Raw genomic sequence first — 16,680 nt, 5'->3', positions numbered from 1 at the left:
GGTCGTGGAGTTCAGCGCAGACACCCAGGCCACCTACCTCCCCGCGGATCCCCCGCGGGACGGGGTGCTGGCCTTGTGGGGCGAGGACGTGGCCGGCGGGACCACGATCGAGCTCGTGCTGCCCCGCGGAGCCAAGTTCGCGCGGACGAAGGTCGAAGCCGAGCTGGTTCCCCTGGAGCGGGCGCTGCCCCGGCTGCTGTCGGTGGGGGAGGAGGCCAGCCCGGCGGTGGCGGCGTGGTCGGCGGCAGTCAACGCCGGGGTGAACCTCGTCGCGCGGGGGCGGCTGCGGCCGGCGGCGTCACCGGGCGGGGCGGCGGCCTGGCGGATCGGCCCCCTCGATGCGGCCGACGAGGAACTGCTGCGGGGGCTGGCCGGCGCCTTGCCCCCGGAGGCGTACGCGCTGCCGCTGACGGGCCTGAAGCGCATCCGCCTGCACTCGCCGGATTCCTTGGTCCGGGCGCTTTGGGACGCCACGGCCGACCTGCTGGTCCGCAGCCCGGCGGCCCCGGTCGGCGCGGGCGACCCGGCATTCGCGGCCCGCGAACCGGCGCTGCTCGGCCCGGATGGCGCGGCCTGGCTGGCGGAGCTGGAGGCCCGCGAGCCCCGCGGGGTCCAGGTGCTCCTGCGGGTCGAGGGCGCCGACGACGAGTCGTTCGCCGGAGTGCTGGCGGTCCGCAGCATGGCGGAGCCGAGCCTGGTGGTGGAGGCGGCCACGCTGTGGGACGCCCCGGACGCGGTGCTGAACCGCCTCGGCGACCAGGTCGAGACGCAGTTGCTGCTGGGCTTGCGGCGGGGAGCGAGGGCGTGGGCACCGCTGGGCCGCGTGCTGACCCAGGCGGCCCCGGCCTCGCTGGCGCTGTCCGACGACGAAGTGGTCGACCTCCTCACCGACGGCGCCCGCGAGCTGGGCGGGGCCGGCATCGAGGTCCTGTGGTCGAAGGGCCTGTTCGCGGGAGAGGTGAAGGCCCGGGCAAGCGCAACCCAAGCGCCGGCGAGCGTGGCGGAGGCGGAGTTCGCGCTGCGCTCCCTGCTGGAGTTCCGCTGGCAGCTCAGCCTGGGCGGAGAGCAACTGACCGACGCAGAGGTGACGGCCCTGGCCGAAGCCAAGCGGCCGTTGGTTCGCTTGCGGGGGCAATGGGTGCGGGTGGATCCGCAGCTCCTGGCCCGGGTGCGCGGCCGGACTCGCACGTTGGACGCGGGCGAGGCCCTGGCGGCGGCGTTGACGGGCGAGCTGGAGGTGGACGGCGAGCGCGTGGAGTTCGCGGCACCCCCGGCGCTGGGCGGCCTGGCCGCGCGGATCCGGGACCGCGCGGAGTCCCCGATGGCCCCGCCGCCGGGGTTGGAGGCGACGCTGCGCCCGTACCAGCAGGCAGGGCTGTCCTGGCTGGCGACGATGACGGGCTTGGGCCTGGGCGCCTGCCTGGCGGACGACATGGGCTTGGGCAAGACGATCCAGCTGATAGCGCTCCATCTGCACCGGCGTGAACTGGCGAGGTCGGGCGAGTTGCAGCGGGTCTCGGCGCAGGCCGCCGAGGCTGCCGAATCCGTGGTCGAGCCCGCGCCCGGCGAGCGGCAGCCCGGCGAGGCTGCCCGTGCGGCGGTCGAGCAGCCGCCCGAGGCCGAGGTTCCGCCAGTCGGCGATGGGCCAGTGCTGGCCGAAACCTCCTCGGGCGGTGTCGAGCCTCCGCGCACCGGCGGCGGCCCCACCCTCGTGCTCTGCCCCACCTCCCTCCTCGGCAACTGGGAACGCGAGTTCGCCCGCTTCGCGCCCGACATCCCCGTCCGCCGCTTCCACGGCGGCCGGCGGCACCTCGGCGACCTTGCCCCCGACGAAGTCGTCCTCGCCACCTACGGAGTCCTCCGTCGGGATCGCGAGACCCTGTCCGAAGTGGACTGGGGGCTCGTCGCCGCCGACGAAGCTCAGCACGTCAAGAACCCGCTGTCCGCCACCGCCAAGGAACTGCGCAAGGTTCCCGCGCAAGCCAAGGTCGCCCTCACCGGGACGCCCGTCGAAAACCGGCTCACCGAGCTTTGGTCCATTGTGGACTGGACGACGCCCGGCCTGCTCGGCCCCCTCGATCGGTTCCGGCGCACCGTCGCGCGCCCGATCGAACGCGACCGCGACAAGGCGGTCACCGAACGGCTGGCCGCTACCGTCCGGCCGTTCCTCCTCCGGCGGCGCAAGACCGACCCGGACATCGCCCCCGAACTGCCGCCGAAGACCGAGACCGATCGGTTCGTCCCGCTCACCGCCGAGCAGACCACGCTCTACGAAGCCGTCGTGCGGGAAAACCTCGCCGAAATCCGGGAAACGAAGGGCATCGAACGCCGCGGGCAGGTTCTGAAGCTGCTCACCGAGCTCAAACAGATCTGCAACCACCCCGCGCAGTTCCTCAAAGAACCGCACGGCGCGCTCACCGGCCGCTCCGGCAAGCTCGCCGCCTTCGAAGAGCTCCTCGACGTCATCCTCGACGAAGGCGAAAGCGTGCTGGTCTTCAGCCAGTACGTCCAGCTCTGCCGCCTCCTCGAACGGCGCCTCCAGGACCGCGGCCTGCCCACCGAACTGCTCTCCGGCGACAGCTCCCCGGCCAAACGGCAGGACATGGTCGACCGCTTCCAGGCCGGCGAGATCCCGGTTTTCCTGCTCTCGCTCAAAGCCGGCGGCGTCGGGCTCAACCTGACCCGGGCCACCCACGTGATCCACTACGACCGCTGGTGGAACCCGGCCGTCGAAGACCAGGCCACCGACCGCGCCTACCGGATCGGGCAGGACAAGCCCGTCCAGGTGCACCGGCTGATCGCCGAAGGGACGCTCGAGGAACGGATCGCGCAGGTCCTCGAAAAGAAACGGGGCCTCGCCGAGTCGATCGTCGGCGCGGGCGAAGACTGGATCACCGAACTGTCCGACGACGAGCTCGCCGACCTCGTCCGGCTCGGGGGCGGGTGATGCCACCGAGGCGCAACTTCGGCACGACGTGGTGGGGCCGCGCGTGGGTCGAGGCCCTGGAGCAACGCGCGAAGCTCGACCCGAACCGGCTGCCCCGCGGGCGGACGTACGCGCGGAAAGGCACCGTCAGCGAGCTGCACTTCGGCGCCGGCGTGATGACGGCACGGGTGCGCGGCAGCCGGCCGCAGCCGTACAAGGTGACCATCACCATGCGCACCTTCACCGACGGCGAGTGGGACACCCTGCTCGGCGTGGTCGGCACCCAGCTCGGCCACGCGGCCGCGCTGCTCGACGGCGAGCTTCCCGGCGCGCTCACCGAGCAGGCGCGCGAAGCGGGTGTCGACCTGCTGCCGGGCCCGGGCGACCTGCGGCCGCGGTGCTCGTGCCCGGACTCGGCGAACCCGTGCAAGCACGTCGCCGCGGTGTACTACCTGGTCGCCGACGAGGTCGACCGCGACCCGTTCACGCTCTTCCTGCTGCGCGGCCGCCCAAGGGCGGACGTCCTGGCCGAACTCCGCGCCCGCCGCTCGCCCGCCCGCGGCGAGAAACCGAAGCTCCCCAAGCCCGCCGACGAGGGCTTGACCCCCCGGGCCGCCTACGCGCGACGGCCGGGCGCGATCCCCGCCGTGCCGGCACCACCACGGGTCCCTGGGCCCCCGGCGGTCCTGGACCTCGACCCGCCCCCGGGCACCGGCTGGACGGCGGCGGCGCTCTCGGCCCTCGCGGCGGACGCGGCCGCCCTCGCCCGCGACCTCCTGACCGGCGGCCCGACACCGGCGGAGCTGACGTTCGAGGAAGACCTCGCCCGCCGCGCGGCCGGCCGCACCAGCGCCGAGATCACCGCCCTCGCCACGGCGGCGGGAGTACCCCCGAAGGACCTGACCCGCTGGGCCGAGGCCTGGCGCGAAGCAGGCCGCGGCGGCTTGGCGGCCCAACGGGAGACCTGGCAACCCGGCCCGGGCCCGCTGGCCGAAGCGCAGCAAACCCTGGCCGACGCGGGTCTCCCGGGCAAGCCGAAGCTCTGGCGAAACCGCCTCACACAAGGAGACCTGCAACTGCGCTACGGCCGTGACGCCCGCTGGTACCGCTTCGTCCGCAAAGGACCGGAGTGGCGCCTCGACGGCCCACCTTCGGCCAGCCCGCTGGACCTCGCCTATTGACCCGATATCAGTGCTTACTGATCCAGATAAATTGGAGTAAGTGTAGATCAATTGTTGACAATCAAGTTTGCATAGTGACGTTTACTTAGCCAGGGGAGAAGTCCTCTTACTGGAGACGAAGCTCGAAGAATTGCATGGTCGGAACCTGGATAGATGTTCACGCAGGGACCTGACTCTGCTTGATGGCGATAAACTGCGAGCTCTTCAAGGATATGTTGACTCAAAGTTCTGAAATGAACTTCGGAAGACGTTTGGAGTCTGCGTCGCCTCAAGAATTTTGCCACATCGTGGTGGATCGCGCAGCGAAAGTCGGCGCTATTCGCGTAGCGGGTCGCTTCGATATCTAGAAAATTTTGAACGTCGGAAAGATTCATCCAGTCTGACCAGCGGTGTATCTCGTACCTTTCGTGACCTAAGCGGCTTTCAATTAGTGTCAGGTTCTCCTTCAGCCATATGTCGCCTTCTTCGTTGCTGACCGCCCGAGCCTCATTTATGGACAATTTTCCCCAATGTGGATGTCCAATTGTGGCATAATTGTACATGTTTAACTGGTCGCCAATGGAGAAAGAGTAAGTCGAGAAGTGTGATTGAGCCCAGGTGATCTGCAGTGAAAGAAAATCGTTGCTGGATCGCGGATTTCCAACGCTTATTTCGAACGAAGCATGTCGGTCAGCGATTGGAAGACTTTGCCAGTCGGACTGCTTGCCTATTCGTACGCTACCGGTGGTCATTCGGGTAAGACCTTTTCGAATCTGAGTAAGTAGAGTGACGACGGGTGCATGGTGGACCATGAGGCTTCGCAGCGAGACTTTCGCGAGACTATCTTGGGTTGCACCTTTGCGCGATTTCGTTTTCCGTCCGAAAGCTCCTCGAGTACAATGTTCTCCAACTGTAAGTCGGAAGACAATGTACAGGAGTATCGGTCGATGCCTTGCGCTGCGAATATTGACCAGGATGAAAAGACGTAGTCAACTTTTCTGGCGCGAGGAAATGTTCCGGCCCATCTCAATGAGAGTGATATGTGGAACTCGTCGCCTTGGGCTAATGGTCGATCAAATTCGATCCTTAGAACTTTAAGATATGGATCGTCTCTGATGAAGGTGACACTCAATGGTCGCTCGGTTTGTCTGTCGGTGGCCTCGGCGGACATAGTGCTTGCATCTGCGGGTGTGTCGCCGCTGACTTTAATCATAAGTCCGGAACCGGATCCTTCGAGGACTCGACGTCCGCGAAGTTCATGTAGGTAGGTCGCGTCGTCTTGGTCAATCCTGTAATTATCTACTACCTCATGGTAGTGATTTTCCGCATCTACAGCTGGGGCCTGCGTAAGCGTGTGTGCAAGTGCGACCATTCCGTCGGCTAGATCGAAAGAATAACTTAGGTCTTCGACCCTTTGGGCTAGACTATTATTCTCTGATCGTACCTGGTGGAGTATTCTCGCTGTGCGGATATTACGATCGACGGATTTGGCTAGAATAAATATAAGAATGAGGATGGCGAGGCATGGGATTTTTGCCGAGTATGTCCAGGGTAAGGACCAGATGCCGACTACGAGGCCGGTGTATCCGGTGGCGGAAATCAACCACTTGCTTGCCTCGCTGACCTCATCGTGCACGTCGGCTCCGGTCCGTGTGTTCTCCTGTGCAGTGATCGATGTCCTGCTGGGTTGTTCTGACTGTACATCTTCAGCGCTTAACTCGGAAAACGCAAATGCTGGCGGTGGAGGCGCACTGTTGTTCGAATTTTGCCCCAGGAAGGCCGTGACGTACTGTCAGCGGCTTGTTGACATGGTGGTAACTTACCCACGAATCAGGAATATTCGCCGGCCAGCCCGCTGGACCTCGTTTACTGAGCCCGCTCGGCCTTCCAGGCGTTGTACGTGTGATCCAGGAACCGCGCCACCCCGCGGACCACGTGCGCCGACCGGACCGACGTGAACACGTCGAACGCGTGCTGCGCCCCCGCCAGCTCCGCGTACGCCACCGGCTGCCGCGACTTCTCCCGCAGCCGCGCGACGAACTCGCGGGCCTCGCGCACCGGGACCAGTGAATCGTCGCGGCCGTGGATCACGAAGAACGGCGGTGCGTCCGACGTGATGCGGTCCAGCGGGGACGCCGCGATGTAGTCGTCCAGGTGGGAGACCGGGTCCCGGTCCGGCGCGAACACCCGGCGGGCGATCAGGCTCTCCAGCCGGTACTTGCTCGCCGGGGCACCGGACGTCGCCGCGAAGTCGTACACGCCGTAGTGCGGGACGCAGGCCTGGACGCTCGTGTCCACGTCCTCGAACGACGGCTGCAGCGCCGGGTCGTTCTGCGACAACGCCAGCAGCGCCGACAGGTGCCCGCCCGCCGAGCCACCCGTCACCGCCACGAAATCCGGGTCGCCGCCGTACGACACGATCGAAGAGCGGATCCACGCCAGCGCCTGCTTCGCCGCGACGATGTGCGCCGGCCACCGATGCGCCGGCGAGAGCGGGTAGTTGATCGCGACGCACACCCAGCCTCGACGCGCCAGGTAGCGCATCAGCGGCCGGCCCTGCTCCTCCTTGTTGCCGATCACCCATGCGCCGCCGTGGACCTGCAGCAGCACCGGGGCACCCGAGACCGGCGCAGCCGGCCGGTACACGTCCAGCAGGAACCGCTTGCCGCCCGGGGCGTAGGCGATGTTGCGGTCGACGCGGACGTCCGGGGCGCCCATCCGGAACGGCAGTGCCAGTTCGCCCCACGGCAGGCCCAGGTCGGACCGGCCCAGTTCCGACGCGTAGTCCGGACCCAGCGCCGACGTCAGCGCGTTTTCGATCTCCTCGCGGGCGCCGTGGCCGGTGCGGACCAGCGCGGCCAGCCCCGCGGCGGAGGCCGCCGCCATCGCCAGGCCCGCCTTCGTCGATCGGTCGTGGACGCCGTGGCGGGCCACGTGGAGCAGCGAATCCGCCGCCGTCAGCGCCAGGAACTGGGGCGCCAGCTCGCCGGTCAGCCACCCGGCGAAGAACACCGGGATCGTCGTGGACCGGGCCCGCAGCGGGCGCAGGGCGTTGGCGGTGAGACCGAGCTGGACCGCGCGACGGATCAGGAAATTCGGCTGCACCACCGCGATGATACCGGCGAGTAGGGTGACGCGCCGCTCACCGGACGTGGCCTACCCTGACGCCATGCAAAGACTGAGCGGCCTCGACGCGAGCTTCCTCTACCTCGAGACGTCGTCGCAGGTCCTGCACGTCTGCGGATTGCTCGTCCTGGACAGCGAGACCGTCCCCGGCGGCTACACCTTCGCGAAGCTCCACGAGAAACTCGACGAACGCGTCCGGCTGATCCCGGCGTTCCGCCGCAAACTGCACAATCCGCTGTGGAACCTCAGCCACCCCGTCTGGGTCGAGGACGAGGAGTTCGACCTCGACCACCACGTGCACCGCATCGGCGTGCCCGCCCCCGGCGACCGCGCCGAGCTGGCCGCGCTGTGCGCGCACATCGCCGGGCAGCAGCTCGACCGCGCGCACCCGCTGTGGCAGCTGTACGTCATCGAAGGCCTCGCCGACGGCCAGCTCGCCGTGCTGCTCAAGATGCACCACGCGAGCGTCGACGGCGTCAGCGGCGCCAGCCTGATCACCTACCTGGCCGGGCTCGAACCCGACGGCCCGATGCCGGAGATCGACGAGCACCGGAACGCCGGGCTGCCGTCGCCGCTGGACCTGATCCGCTCCGGCGTCGAAAGCGTCGTGAAGCGCCCCGCCGAGGTCGCGCGGCTGCTGCCCGACCTGCTCGGGCTGATGCCGCGCTGGGTCGGCCGGGCGTTGCGCGGCAAGGGGATGCCGGTCCCGTTCACCGCGCCGCGGACGTCACTGAACGGCACGATCACCGGGCACCGCAGCGTCGCCTTCGCCCAGCTCGACCTCGCCGACGTCAAGGACGTCAAGAACGCCTTCGGGGTCACGGTCAACGACGTCGTGCTCGCGCTCGTCGCCGGGGCGCTGCGCGAGTTCCTCGCCGAACGCGGCGAGCTGCCGGAAGACCCGCTGGTGGCGACCGTCCCGGTCTCGGTGCACGACCGCACCGAACGCGACCACGGCAGCAACAAGGTCTCGGCCTTCTTCGCCTCCCTGCCGACGCACCTGGCCGACCCGGCCGCGCGGGTGTTCTTCCTCGCCGAGGCCAACCGGCGCTCCAAGGACCACCACCACGAGATCGACGCCGACATGCTGCAGGACTGGGCGCAGTTCTCGGCCGCGACGGCGTTCGGGCTCGCCGTGCGCGCGTATTCGGCGCTGCGCCTGGCCGAGAAGCACCCGGTGGTGCACAACCTGGTCGTCTCGAACGTGCCCGGCCCGCCGATGCCGCTGTACTTCCTGGGCGCGCGGATCACCGGCTTCTACCCGCTCGGCCCGGTCTTCCACGGCGCCGGGCTGAACGTCACGGTGCTGTCCAACGCGGGCAAGGTGCACGTCGGCCTGCTCGGCGCGCGGGAGCTGGTCAAGGACCTGTGGCCGCTCGCCGACGCGCTCCCGGACGCCCTCGCCGAGCTCGTCAAGGCCGCGGGCTGAGCACCACCACCGGGATCTCCCGCTCGGTCCAGGCCTGGTACTTCGCGAAGTCCGCGTACAGCTCGACCAGCCGCGGCCACAGCTCGGCGCGTTCGGCGCCCTCGGCGACCCGGGCCGTGACCGGGACGCCGCGCCGGCCCTTGAGGTCGATGCGCGTCTCCGGGTGCGCCAGCAGGTTGCGGTACCACTGGGGGTGCCGCGGCAGCCCGCCCTGCGAGCCGACGATGACGACGTCGTCGCCCGAGCGCAGGTAGAGCAGCGGGGTGGTGAACAGCCGCCCGGACTTGCGGCCGCGGTGCTCCAGCAGCAGCGTCGGCACGGGCTTGCGGAACCCCGCCCCGACGCGCCACTTGCTGCCGACGCGGCCGCCGGTCAGCCGGAAGACCGCCACCTGCGCCTTCGCCAGGTACTTCATGGCCTTCGCGGTGACGGGCGAGTCGAGGCCGTCGGGTTTGGTGTCGGGCAGGCTGAAGCGTCCCATCATGGCTTCCTTCCTCGGAGGGATCCGACCGCGGCGAGCAGGGCGGGCACCCAGCGGTCGGCCGCCAGCACGCAGGCGGCGTGCCCGGCCGCGACCTCGTAGGTGGCCGCGCCGGGGAGCCGGCGGGCCAAGGACCGCTGGTGGGCGGGCGCGATGAACCGGTCCCGGGCGGTCACCACGACCGCGGCCGGCTGCCGCAGCGTGTGCAGCCACGGCCGCGAGTCGAACCGGCCGATCTCGTCGACGGCGACCGCGACCGCCCACGGCGTGGTCGAGCGGAACTCCCGCAGCCCCCACCGGTGGTCGGCGAGGCGGGCGCGGGGGAGCGCGCCGGGCAGGGCCGGCGGCGGCACCCGCTCGCGTAGCCGCCGCAGCGTGCGGCCGAAGACGTCGAGGGCGGCGCGCTGCCGCAGCCCGCGGCCGAAGTGGCCCGCGGTCGAGCACAGCACGAGCCCGGTAACACGTTCTGGTTCGGTGCGGGCCACGAGCTGCGCGACCAGCCCGCCCATCGAGTACCCGGCGAGCGCGAACCGGCCGACGCCGAGCGCGTCCGCGACCGCCGTGACGTCCTCGGCGCAGTCGGCCAGCCGGAACTCCGGCGAGCGGATGCCCCGGCCGTGCCACCGCTGGTCGAACACGACGACGCGGTGCTGCCGCGCCAGCCGCATCAGCGCCGGATACCAGGTCAGCAGGCCCGTGCAGGCCACCGAATGCAGCAGGACGAGCGCGGGCGCGTCCCGCGGGCCGATGTCGGTGACCACCGTGCGGCCGCGGCCGGGCAGCTCCAAGGGGACCGGCTCGGGCACGCCCGCGGTCGGCGGCACGGTGATCCGCCGCCGTGTCCCCGCCATTGCGCCACCCCCGGGGGTTGCCGTGCCCGCCCTTTCCGGTTAAGACTAGAACAGGTTTCAATATTGCGCCCGATCCGGAGGACAGGCGTGGACTTCGCCCTTGACGATACGCAGACCGAGATCGCCGCCCTCGCCGCGAAAGTGCTCGGGTCCGAGGAAGATCCTTGGCGCGCGCTCGCCTCGGCGGGCCTGCTCGCCCTGGCGCTGCCCCCGGAGCTGGAAGGCGACGGCCTGGGCGTCGCCGAGGTCGCCCAGGTCCTGACCGAGGTGGGCCGGGTGGCGGCGCCGGTGCCCGCGTACGCCGCGCTCGCCCTCGGTGTCCTGCCGATCGAGTCGCTCGGCACCCCCGCCCAGCGCGCGGAGTTCCTGCCGCCGGTCGCGGCGGGGGACGCGCTGCTCACCGCGGCCCTGCACGAGCCGTCCGCGCCCCTGGTCGCCGAGCCCGCCGCGACCGCGCGGCCCGGCGACGGGAAATGGCTGGTCAGCGGCGTGAAGACCGCTGTCCCGCACGCCGCCGGGGCCACCCGGATCCTCACCCCGGTGACCACCGCGCACGGCAGCGCCGTCTACCTCGTCGACCCGCACGCCGACGGCGTCACGCTCGTCCCGACCCCCACCTCGTCCGGGGCCCCGGAATTCACCGTCCGGCTCCACGACGTCGCCGTCGAAGAGGCCGATCTGCTGTTCGATCGCGGTGCCGTCGCGGCGCTGCACCGGTTCGCGCTGGCCGGTGCCTTGGCCGTCGGCGACGGCCTGCTGGCCGGGGCGCTCGCGCTCACCGTCAAGCACGTCGGCGAGCGCACCCAGTTCGGCCGGCCCCTGGCCGCCTTCCAGGCCGTGGCGGGCCAGATCGCCGACGTCTACGTGGCCGCGCGGACCGTGCACCTCGCCGTGACGTCCGCGGTGTGGCGGCTGGCTGCCGGGCTCGACGCGGACGCCGAACTGGACGTCGCCGCCTACTGGCTCGCCTCGCAGGCGCCGCAAGCGCTGGCGACCTGCCACCACCTGCACGGTGGCCTCGGCGTCGACGAAACCTATCCGCTGCACCGGTATTCGTCGGCGATCAAAGACCTCGGCCGGACGCTCGGCGGGGCCGCGCACCGGCTCGGCCGGCTCGGCGAACGAGTGGCGGGGTGAAGCGGATGCACGTCGAACTGACCAGCGCGCAAAAGCAGCTGCGCGCCGAACTGCGCGAATACTTCGCCGGCCTGATCAGCCCCGAGGAACGCCGGGCGATGCTGCGGGAGCGGCATGGCCCGGTGTTCCGCGAGATCGTTCGCCGGATGGGCCGCGACGGCCGGCTCGGCGTCGGCTGGCCGGTCGAATACGGCGGCCAGGGCTTCGGCGGCATCGAACAGCACCTGTTCGTCGACGAGGCCGCGCGCGCCGACGTCCAGCTGCCCTCGGTCACGCTGCAGACGGTCGGGCCGACCCTGCAGGAATTCGGCACCGACGAACAGAAGTCGTTCTTCCTGCCGAAGATCCTGGCCGGGGAGATCCACTTCGCGATCGGGTACAGCGAACCGGAAGCGGGCACCGACCTCGCGTCGCTGCGGACGACGGCGGTGCGCGACGGCGACGAATACGTCGTCAACGGCCAGAAGATCTTCACCACCGGCGGCCACGACGCCGACTACCTCTGGCTCGCCGTGCGGACCGCGCCGGACGCGCCCAAGCACAAGGGCATCTCGATCCTCATCGTCGACACGAGCGACCCCGGCTACTCGTGGACGCCGATCATCACCTGCGACGGCGCCCACCACGTCAACGCGACCTACTACTCGGACGTCCGAGTGCCGGCGAACCGCCTGGTGGGGCAGGAAAACGCGGGCTGGCGGCTGATCACGACCCAGCTCAACCACGAGCGCGTCATGCTCGGGCCGGCCGGCCGGATCGGCGGCCTGTACGACCGCGTCCGCGCCTGGGCGAGCGCGCACGGCCTGCTGGACCTCGCCGACGTGCGGGCCGTGCTCGCCGAAGCGCTGGCCGTGACCCGGGTGAACGAGCTGCTGAACTGGCAGGTCGCGGTGTCCTCGGCGAACGCGCCGGTGGGCGTGGCCGACGCGTCGGCGACCAAGGTGTTCAGCTCGGAGGCCATCCAGCGGATCGGCCGGAACCTCGAGGAAGTCGTCGCTCGCCACGGCGACCTCGCCGATCCGGACACCGCCGAGCTCGCCGAATGGCTGGACCTCACCGCGAAGCGCAACATCGTGCTGACCTTCGGCGGGGGCGTCAGCGAAATCCAACGGGAGCTGATCGCCTCGATCGGCCTGGGCCTGCCGAGGGTGCCGCGATGAACATCGAAGAGGCCGCCGCGGAGATCGCCGCACGCGGGGAATGCGCGCCGCGCCTGGCGCGCGACCCCGTCAACCAGGCCATGGTCAACAACTGGGTCGAAGCGATCGGGGACCGCAACCCGGTCTACACCGACCCGGAGTACGCCGCCACGAGCGTCCACAAGGGACTGGTCGCGCCACCCGCGATGGCGCAGGTGTGGACGATGGGCGGCCTGAACGTCCCGCGCGGCTCCGACGACCCCCTCGGCCTGATGACGGAGCTCCTGGACGAAGCCGGGTTCACCTCGGTCGTGGCGACGAACTCCGAGCAGACCTACCACCGCTACCTGCGGCCCGGCGAGCAGGTCGAGGCGCGGACGCGGCTGGAGAACGTCGTCGGGCCGAAGAAAACCGCGCTGGGTGAGGGCTGGTTCGTCACCACGCGGATGACCTGGTACGTCGGAGCCGAGGCCGTCGCGGAAATGATGTTCCGCGTCCTCAAGTTCCGCCCGCCCGCTCCGCAACCGCCGCCGGCGCCGGTGCTGCGGCCGGTGATCAGCCGGGACACCGAATTCTTCTGGGACGGCCTTCGCGAGGGTGAGCTGCGGATCCAGCGCTGGGGCGAAACGCTGCGGCACCCACCGGGGCCGATGCCGCCCGACGGCTCGCTGGACACCAAGCCGGACTACGTCGTCGCCAGTGGCCGGGGAACCGTGTACTCCTACGTCGTGCACCACCACCCGGCGGTGCCCGGCAAGCAACTGCCGTTCGTGGTGGCCCTGGTGGAACTCGAAGAAGGGGTCCGCGTGATGGCGGAGCTGCTGGATGCGGCGCCGGAGGAGGTCCACATCGGACTACCGGTGGTCGCGGCGTTCGTCAAGGTGGACGACGACCTGACCCTGCCCGCGTGGAAGGTGGCCCGATGACCGTCGCCGAAGGGACCGAGCTGCCGCCGCTGACGATCGAGGCGACGCCGACGTTCGTCGTCAGCACCGCGCTGGCCACCCGCGACTTCCAGGACGTCCACCACGACCGCGACTCGGCCGTCGCCCGCGGTTCGAAGGACATCTTCCTCAACATCCTCACCGACACGGGTCTCGTTCAGCGGTTCGTCTCGGAGTGGGCCGGGCCGCAGGCATTGATCCGGTCGATCAAGATCCGGCTCGGCGTGCCCTGCTACGCCTACGACACGCTGACGTTCACCGGCCGGGTGGTCTCCCGTGACGGGCAGGACGTCGTGGTTTCGGTGTCCGGTGTGGACAGTCTCGGCGAGCACGTCGCCGGGACGGTGGAGGTGACCCTGCCGTGACGCTTTCGGGGACGGCGGCGATCGCCGGGATCGGCGCGACGGAGTTCTCGAAGGACTCCGGGCGCAGCGAACTGCGGCTGGCGGCCGAATGCATCTCCCACGCACTGGCCGACGCCGGTCTGACACCATCCGATGTGGACGGACTGGTGTCGTTCACCATGGACGGCAACGCGGAGATCGCGGTCGCGCGGGAACTCGGGATTCCCGAGCTGAAGTTCTTCAGCCGCATCCACTACGGCGGCGGCGCCGCGGCGGCGACCGTGCAGCAGGCGGCGATGGCGGTGGCGACCGGCGTCGCGGACGTCGTCGTCGCGTACCGGGCGTTCAACGAGCGGTCCGGCCATCGCTTCGGCCAGGTGTCGTCCGAGGCGGCCGGGCAGGTCAACTCCTCGGGCGTGGACAACGCGTTCCACTACCCGATGGGCATCGCCACCCCGGCGGCGACGGTGGCCATGGTCGCGCAGCGGTACCTGCACGACTACGGCGCGACGAGCGAGGACTTCGGGCGCGTGGCCGTCGTCGACCGCAAGCACGCGGCGACGAACCCGAACGCGTGGTTCCACGGGCGGCCCATCACCCTCGAGGAGCACCAGGCGTCACGCTGGGTGGCCGAGCCGCTGCACCTGCTCGACTGCTGCCAGGAGAGCGACGGCGGGGTCGCGCTGGTCGTGACGAGCCTGGCGCGGGCCCGCGATCTCGCGGGCCCGCCGGCGGTGATCGCGGCGGCGGCGCAGGGGAGCGGACCGGACCAGTACGTGATGACCAGCTACTACCGCGACGACCTGGCCGCGCTGCCGGAAATGGGTGTCGTGGGCCGGCAGCTGTGGGGCCAGTCCGGGCTGGCACCGTCCGATGTGGACGTCGCGGTGCTGTACGACCACTTCACGCCGTACGTGCTGATGCAGCTGGAGGAACTGGGTTTCTGCGGCCGCGGCGAGGCGAAGGACTTCATCGCGGACGGCGCGCTGGAGCTCGACGGCGCGTTGCCGCTCAACCCGCACGGCGGCCAGCTGGGCGAGGCGTACATCCACGGCATGAACGGCATCGCGGAGGGCGTCCGGCAGATCCGGGGGACGGCGGCCAACCAGGTCGCGGACGCGGCGCGGGTACTGGTGACGGCGGGCACGGGCGTGCCGACGAGCGGACTCATCCTGACGAGTGACTGAGCGTCACCTCAATGACGGCTGGTGCCCGGCCGTCGTGGGTGTCACGGTGGAAACACCACCCACGACGGAGAGTGAGACCGATGGCGGTCGACTGGGCGCTCACGGCGGTCTTCGCGGGGCTGGTGCTGCCGTGCGTGCTGCGCCTGGTCCGCCTCGACTACGCACGGCTGGGGCACGGCGTCCGCCACGGCGACCTGGCGGAGCTGTTGCTGGTGGTGGCGATGGTGGCGATGTTCTCGCCGGTCGGCGGCCCGATCCCGGCGGCGGGCTGGCAGGCGGTGCTGGTGCTGACGACGGGCTGGTTCGCGCTGGCCTGGTGGCGCGGACGGGCCTGCGCCCACCACGCACTGTCGGCGGCGGCGATGCTGTACATGGTGACGGCGATGCCCCACGGCGGAGGCGACCACGGACCGTGGCTGACGATGTCGGCCATGGACGCCCGGCTGGCGGTCCCGCTGGTCGCGGTGCTGGCGGCGGGCTACTTCGTGGCGGACGCGGCTTGGTCGGGGGTGGCGGTGGTGCGGGGCTCGGCGGTCGTGGGGCAGGCGTCGCGCGCGGCGTGCCGGACCGTGATGGGCGCCGGGATGGGCTATATGCTGCTGGCCTCGGCCCTGTGACTCTCAGCCCGCGACCCGCCGCACCTCACCCAGGGCACTGTCCCCAGGCGAGGGAAGCGAAGCGGCCGGGTGCTCCGACGTCCACTGGGCCGCCGCCGCGATGTCGTTCTTCAGGGCCGTGATCAGGTCTTCCGCCGAGGCGTACTTCTTCTGCTCGCGCAGGTGCGTCCCCAGCCAGACCACCAGCGTTTCGCCGTACAGGTCGCCCGAGAAGTCCAAGACGTGGGCCTCCAACAGGCGGTACCCGTCCGCGCCGTAGTACGTCGGGCGGCGGCCGACCGAGATCGCCGCCGGGAGCCTGGAGCCGTCCGGGCGGCCGATCCAGCCCGCCCACACCCCGTCGCCCAAGGAGCCGTCTTGGTCGCTCAAGGCGATGTTCGCCGTCGGAAAGCCCAGTTCTCGGCCGCGCTGGTCGCCCGGCTCGACCGTTCCGCGCACCACGAAGTAGTCCGAAGTCACCCCTCCACGGTAGCCGCCCCGGGCGCGCCGCTCAGGAAGTGGACACCAGCACCGTGTCCGCCAGCACCGGTGCGTCGTCGCGCTCGGCAGCCGACGTCGTCACCAGCAGGCGGTCGTCCGCGCGCCAGACCCGGATCCGCAGCGTCTCGCCCGGGAACACCACGCCGGCGAACTTCGTCGCGAACGACGCCACCCGGGCCGGGTCGCCGTCCAGGAACTCGTTCACCAGCACCCGCGCCACGATGCCGTACGTGCACAGCCCGTGCAGGATCGGCCGGTCGAACCCCGCCGCCCGGGCGAACGCCGGGTCCGCGTGCAGCGGGTTGCGGTCGCCGCACAGCCGGTACAGCAGCGCCTGCTGCGGCAGCGTCGGGACCTCCAGGACGACGTCCGGCTCCGCCGAAGGCCAGGAAATCCGGTCCGACGGCCCCCGCGAGCCGCCGAACCCGCCCTCACCGCGCGCGAAGATGCTCGACCGGGCCGTCCACAAAGGATCCCCGGACGACGAAGTGACCGAAACCTCCTGGACCACCACCGCCGCCTTGCCCTTGTCGAAGACGTCGGCGATCCGCGACCGCGCCACCGCCTTGCCCGACGTGGGGATCGGCTGGTGCAGCGTGATCTCCTGCTTGCCGTGCAGCACCTTCGCCAGGTCGATCTCCACCCCGGGGAACGACACCGCCGGCGGGTCGAACACGCGCAGGTTGGCCGCCACCGTCGCGAACGTCGGCAGCACCACCAGGTCCTGCTCGTAGGTGAACCGCAGTTCGTCCGGGCCCGCGCCCAGCGCCAGGTGGTACAGCAGCACGTCCGACGACGTCCAGGCGAAGTTCACCTCGCCGATCTCGGCACCGATGGCGATGTCGGGGTTGATGGGCAC

The 16,680-nt window shown here is 70.3% G+C and carries 15 protein-coding genes; 9 read left to right on the top strand and 6 right to left on the bottom strand.

Annotation, left to right across the window (positions count from 1 at the left end; all coding sequences use genetic code 11):
- Window positions 1-4: 4 nt before the first annotated feature.
- Both ACWEF6_RS13255 and ACWEF6_RS13250 read left to right on the top strand, forming a co-directional pair.
- On the top strand, window positions 5-2,947 hold the full coding sequence (locus tag ACWEF6_RS13255) for a DEAD/DEAH box helicase (protein WP_449683141.1): 2,943 nt from the start codon (window positions 5-7) through the stop codon (window positions 2,945-2,947).
- Window positions 2,947-4,107 (top strand): SWIM zinc finger family protein, encoded by a 1,161-nt coding sequence (locus tag ACWEF6_RS13250; RefSeq protein ID WP_449683140.1) that lies wholly within the window; start codon window positions 2,947-2,949, stop codon window positions 4,105-4,107. Before ACWEF6_RS13255 ends, ACWEF6_RS13250 begins: the two co-directional genes overlap by 1 nt.
- 47 nt (window positions 4,108-4,154) lie before the next feature.
- Here ACWEF6_RS13250 and ACWEF6_RS13245 read toward each other — a convergent pair whose 3' ends face one another.
- Both ACWEF6_RS13245 and ACWEF6_RS13240 read right to left on the bottom strand, forming a co-directional pair.
- Window positions 4,155-4,838 (bottom strand): hypothetical protein, encoded by a 684-nt coding sequence (locus ACWEF6_RS13245; protein WP_449683139.1) that lies wholly within the window; start codon window positions 4,836-4,838, stop codon window positions 4,155-4,157.
- A gap of 1,114 nt (window positions 4,839-5,952) precedes the next feature.
- Window positions 5,953-7,191 (bottom strand): alpha/beta hydrolase, encoded by a 1,239-nt coding sequence (locus tag ACWEF6_RS13240; RefSeq protein WP_449683138.1) that lies wholly within the window; start codon window positions 7,189-7,191, stop codon window positions 5,953-5,955.
- 64 nt (window positions 7,192-7,255) lie between these two features.
- Between ACWEF6_RS13240 and ACWEF6_RS13235 the strand changes: the two genes are divergently transcribed.
- A complete protein-coding gene (locus ACWEF6_RS13235; RefSeq protein WP_310974797.1) occupies window positions 7,256-8,641 on the top strand; it encodes a WS/DGAT/MGAT family O-acyltransferase in 1,386 nt (461 codons plus the stop codon).
- Here the strand turns inward: ACWEF6_RS13235 and ACWEF6_RS13230 are convergent.
- Window positions 8,625-9,122 carry a nitroreductase family deazaflavin-dependent oxidoreductase gene (locus tag ACWEF6_RS13230; RefSeq protein ID WP_449683137.1) on the bottom strand — a complete coding sequence of 166 codons (498 nt, stop codon included), beginning with the start codon at window positions 9,120-9,122 and terminating at the stop codon, window positions 8,625-8,627. The two genes, ACWEF6_RS13235 and ACWEF6_RS13230, sit on opposite strands and share 17 nt — an antisense overlap.
- Entirely contained in the window at window positions 9,122-9,973 is an 852-nt protein-coding gene (locus ACWEF6_RS13225) for an alpha/beta fold hydrolase (protein WP_449683136.1), read from the bottom strand. The genes ACWEF6_RS13230 and ACWEF6_RS13225 overlap by 1 nt, the downstream gene beginning before the upstream one ends.
- An 87-nt stretch (window positions 9,974-10,060) precedes the next feature.
- Between ACWEF6_RS13225 and ACWEF6_RS13220 the strand changes: the two genes are divergently transcribed.
- From ACWEF6_RS13220 to ACWEF6_RS13195, 6 genes are all read left to right on the top strand, one after another.
- Window positions 10,061-11,110, top strand: coding sequence for an acyl-CoA dehydrogenase family protein (locus ACWEF6_RS13220; protein WP_449683135.1), 1,050 nt, complete (start codon window positions 10,061-10,063; stop codon window positions 11,108-11,110).
- A gap of 5 nt (window positions 11,111-11,115) precedes the next feature.
- The gene (locus ACWEF6_RS13215; RefSeq protein ID WP_449683134.1) at window positions 11,116-12,270 is read left to right on the top strand and encodes an acyl-CoA dehydrogenase family protein; all 1,155 of its coding nucleotides are present in this window, start codon (window positions 11,116-11,118) and stop codon (window positions 12,268-12,270) included.
- Window positions 12,267-13,175, top strand: a complete 909-nt coding sequence (locus ACWEF6_RS13210) for a bifunctional MaoC family dehydratase N-terminal/OB-fold nucleic acid binding domain-containing protein (RefSeq protein WP_449683133.1) — start codon at window positions 12,267-12,269, stop codon at window positions 13,173-13,175. The genes ACWEF6_RS13215 and ACWEF6_RS13210 overlap by 4 nt, the downstream gene beginning before the upstream one ends.
- Window positions 13,172-13,558, top strand: a complete 387-nt coding sequence (locus tag ACWEF6_RS13205) for a MaoC family dehydratase (RefSeq protein WP_449683132.1) — start codon at window positions 13,172-13,174, stop codon at window positions 13,556-13,558. Before ACWEF6_RS13210 ends, ACWEF6_RS13205 begins: the two co-directional genes overlap by 4 nt.
- A complete protein-coding gene (locus tag ACWEF6_RS13200; RefSeq protein WP_449683131.1) occupies window positions 13,555-14,724 on the top strand; it encodes a lipid-transfer protein in 1,170 nt (389 codons plus the stop codon). The genes ACWEF6_RS13205 and ACWEF6_RS13200 overlap by 4 nt, the downstream gene beginning before the upstream one ends.
- A gap of 80 nt (window positions 14,725-14,804) precedes the next feature.
- Entirely contained in the window at window positions 14,805-15,341 is a 537-nt protein-coding gene (locus ACWEF6_RS13195) for a DUF5134 domain-containing protein (RefSeq protein ID WP_449683130.1), read from the top strand.
- Window positions 15,342-15,344: 3 nt separating this feature from the next.
- Here the strand turns inward: ACWEF6_RS13195 and ACWEF6_RS13190 are convergent, their stop codons facing one another.
- Both ACWEF6_RS13190 and ACWEF6_RS13185 read right to left on the bottom strand, forming a co-directional pair.
- A complete protein-coding gene (locus tag ACWEF6_RS13190) occupies window positions 15,345-15,800 on the bottom strand; it encodes a riboflavin kinase (RefSeq protein WP_449683129.1) in 456 nt (151 codons plus the stop codon).
- A gap of 31 nt (window positions 15,801-15,831) precedes the next feature.
- On the bottom strand, window positions 15,832-16,680 hold the full coding sequence (locus ACWEF6_RS13185; protein WP_449683128.1) for a MaoC/PaaZ C-terminal domain-containing protein: 849 nt from the start codon (window positions 16,678-16,680) through the stop codon (window positions 15,832-15,834).

The organism is Amycolatopsis sp. NPDC004772, from assembly GCF_053601215.1.
Note: the sequence above shows the minus strand (reverse complement) of the source record. Positions and strands in the feature narration are given on the sequence as shown.

Coding starts and splice junctions, on each gene's coding strand:
- ACWEF6_RS13235 (WP_310974797.1), top strand. CDS start 7,256: ATGCAAAGACTGAGCGGCCTCGACGCGAGCTTCCTCTACCTCGAGACG.
- ACWEF6_RS13215 (WP_449683134.1), top strand. CDS start 11,116: ATGCACGTCGAACTGACCAGCGCGCAAAAGCAGCTGCGCGCCGAACTG.
- ACWEF6_RS13205 (WP_449683132.1), top strand. CDS start 13,172: ATGACCGTCGCCGAAGGGACCGAGCTGCCGCCGCTGACGATCGAGGCG.
- ACWEF6_RS13195 (WP_449683130.1), top strand. CDS start 14,805: ATGGCGGTCGACTGGGCGCTCACGGCGGTCTTCGCGGGGCTGGTGCTG.
- ACWEF6_RS13225 (WP_449683136.1), bottom strand. CDS start 9,973: ATGGCGGGGACACGGCGGCGGATCACCGTGCCGCCGACCGCGGGCGTG.
- ACWEF6_RS13230 (WP_449683137.1), bottom strand. CDS start 9,122: ATGGGACGCTTCAGCCTGCCCGACACCAAACCCGACGGCCTCGACTCG.
- ACWEF6_RS13245 (WP_449683139.1), bottom strand. CDS start 4,838: ATGACCACCGGTAGCGTACGAATAGGCAAGCAGTCCGACTGGCAAAGT.
- ACWEF6_RS13250 (WP_449683140.1), top strand. CDS start 2,947: ATGCCACCGAGGCGCAACTTCGGCACGACGTGGTGGGGCCGCGCGTGG.
- ACWEF6_RS13210 (WP_449683133.1), top strand. CDS start 12,267: ATGAACATCGAAGAGGCCGCCGCGGAGATCGCCGCACGCGGGGAATGC.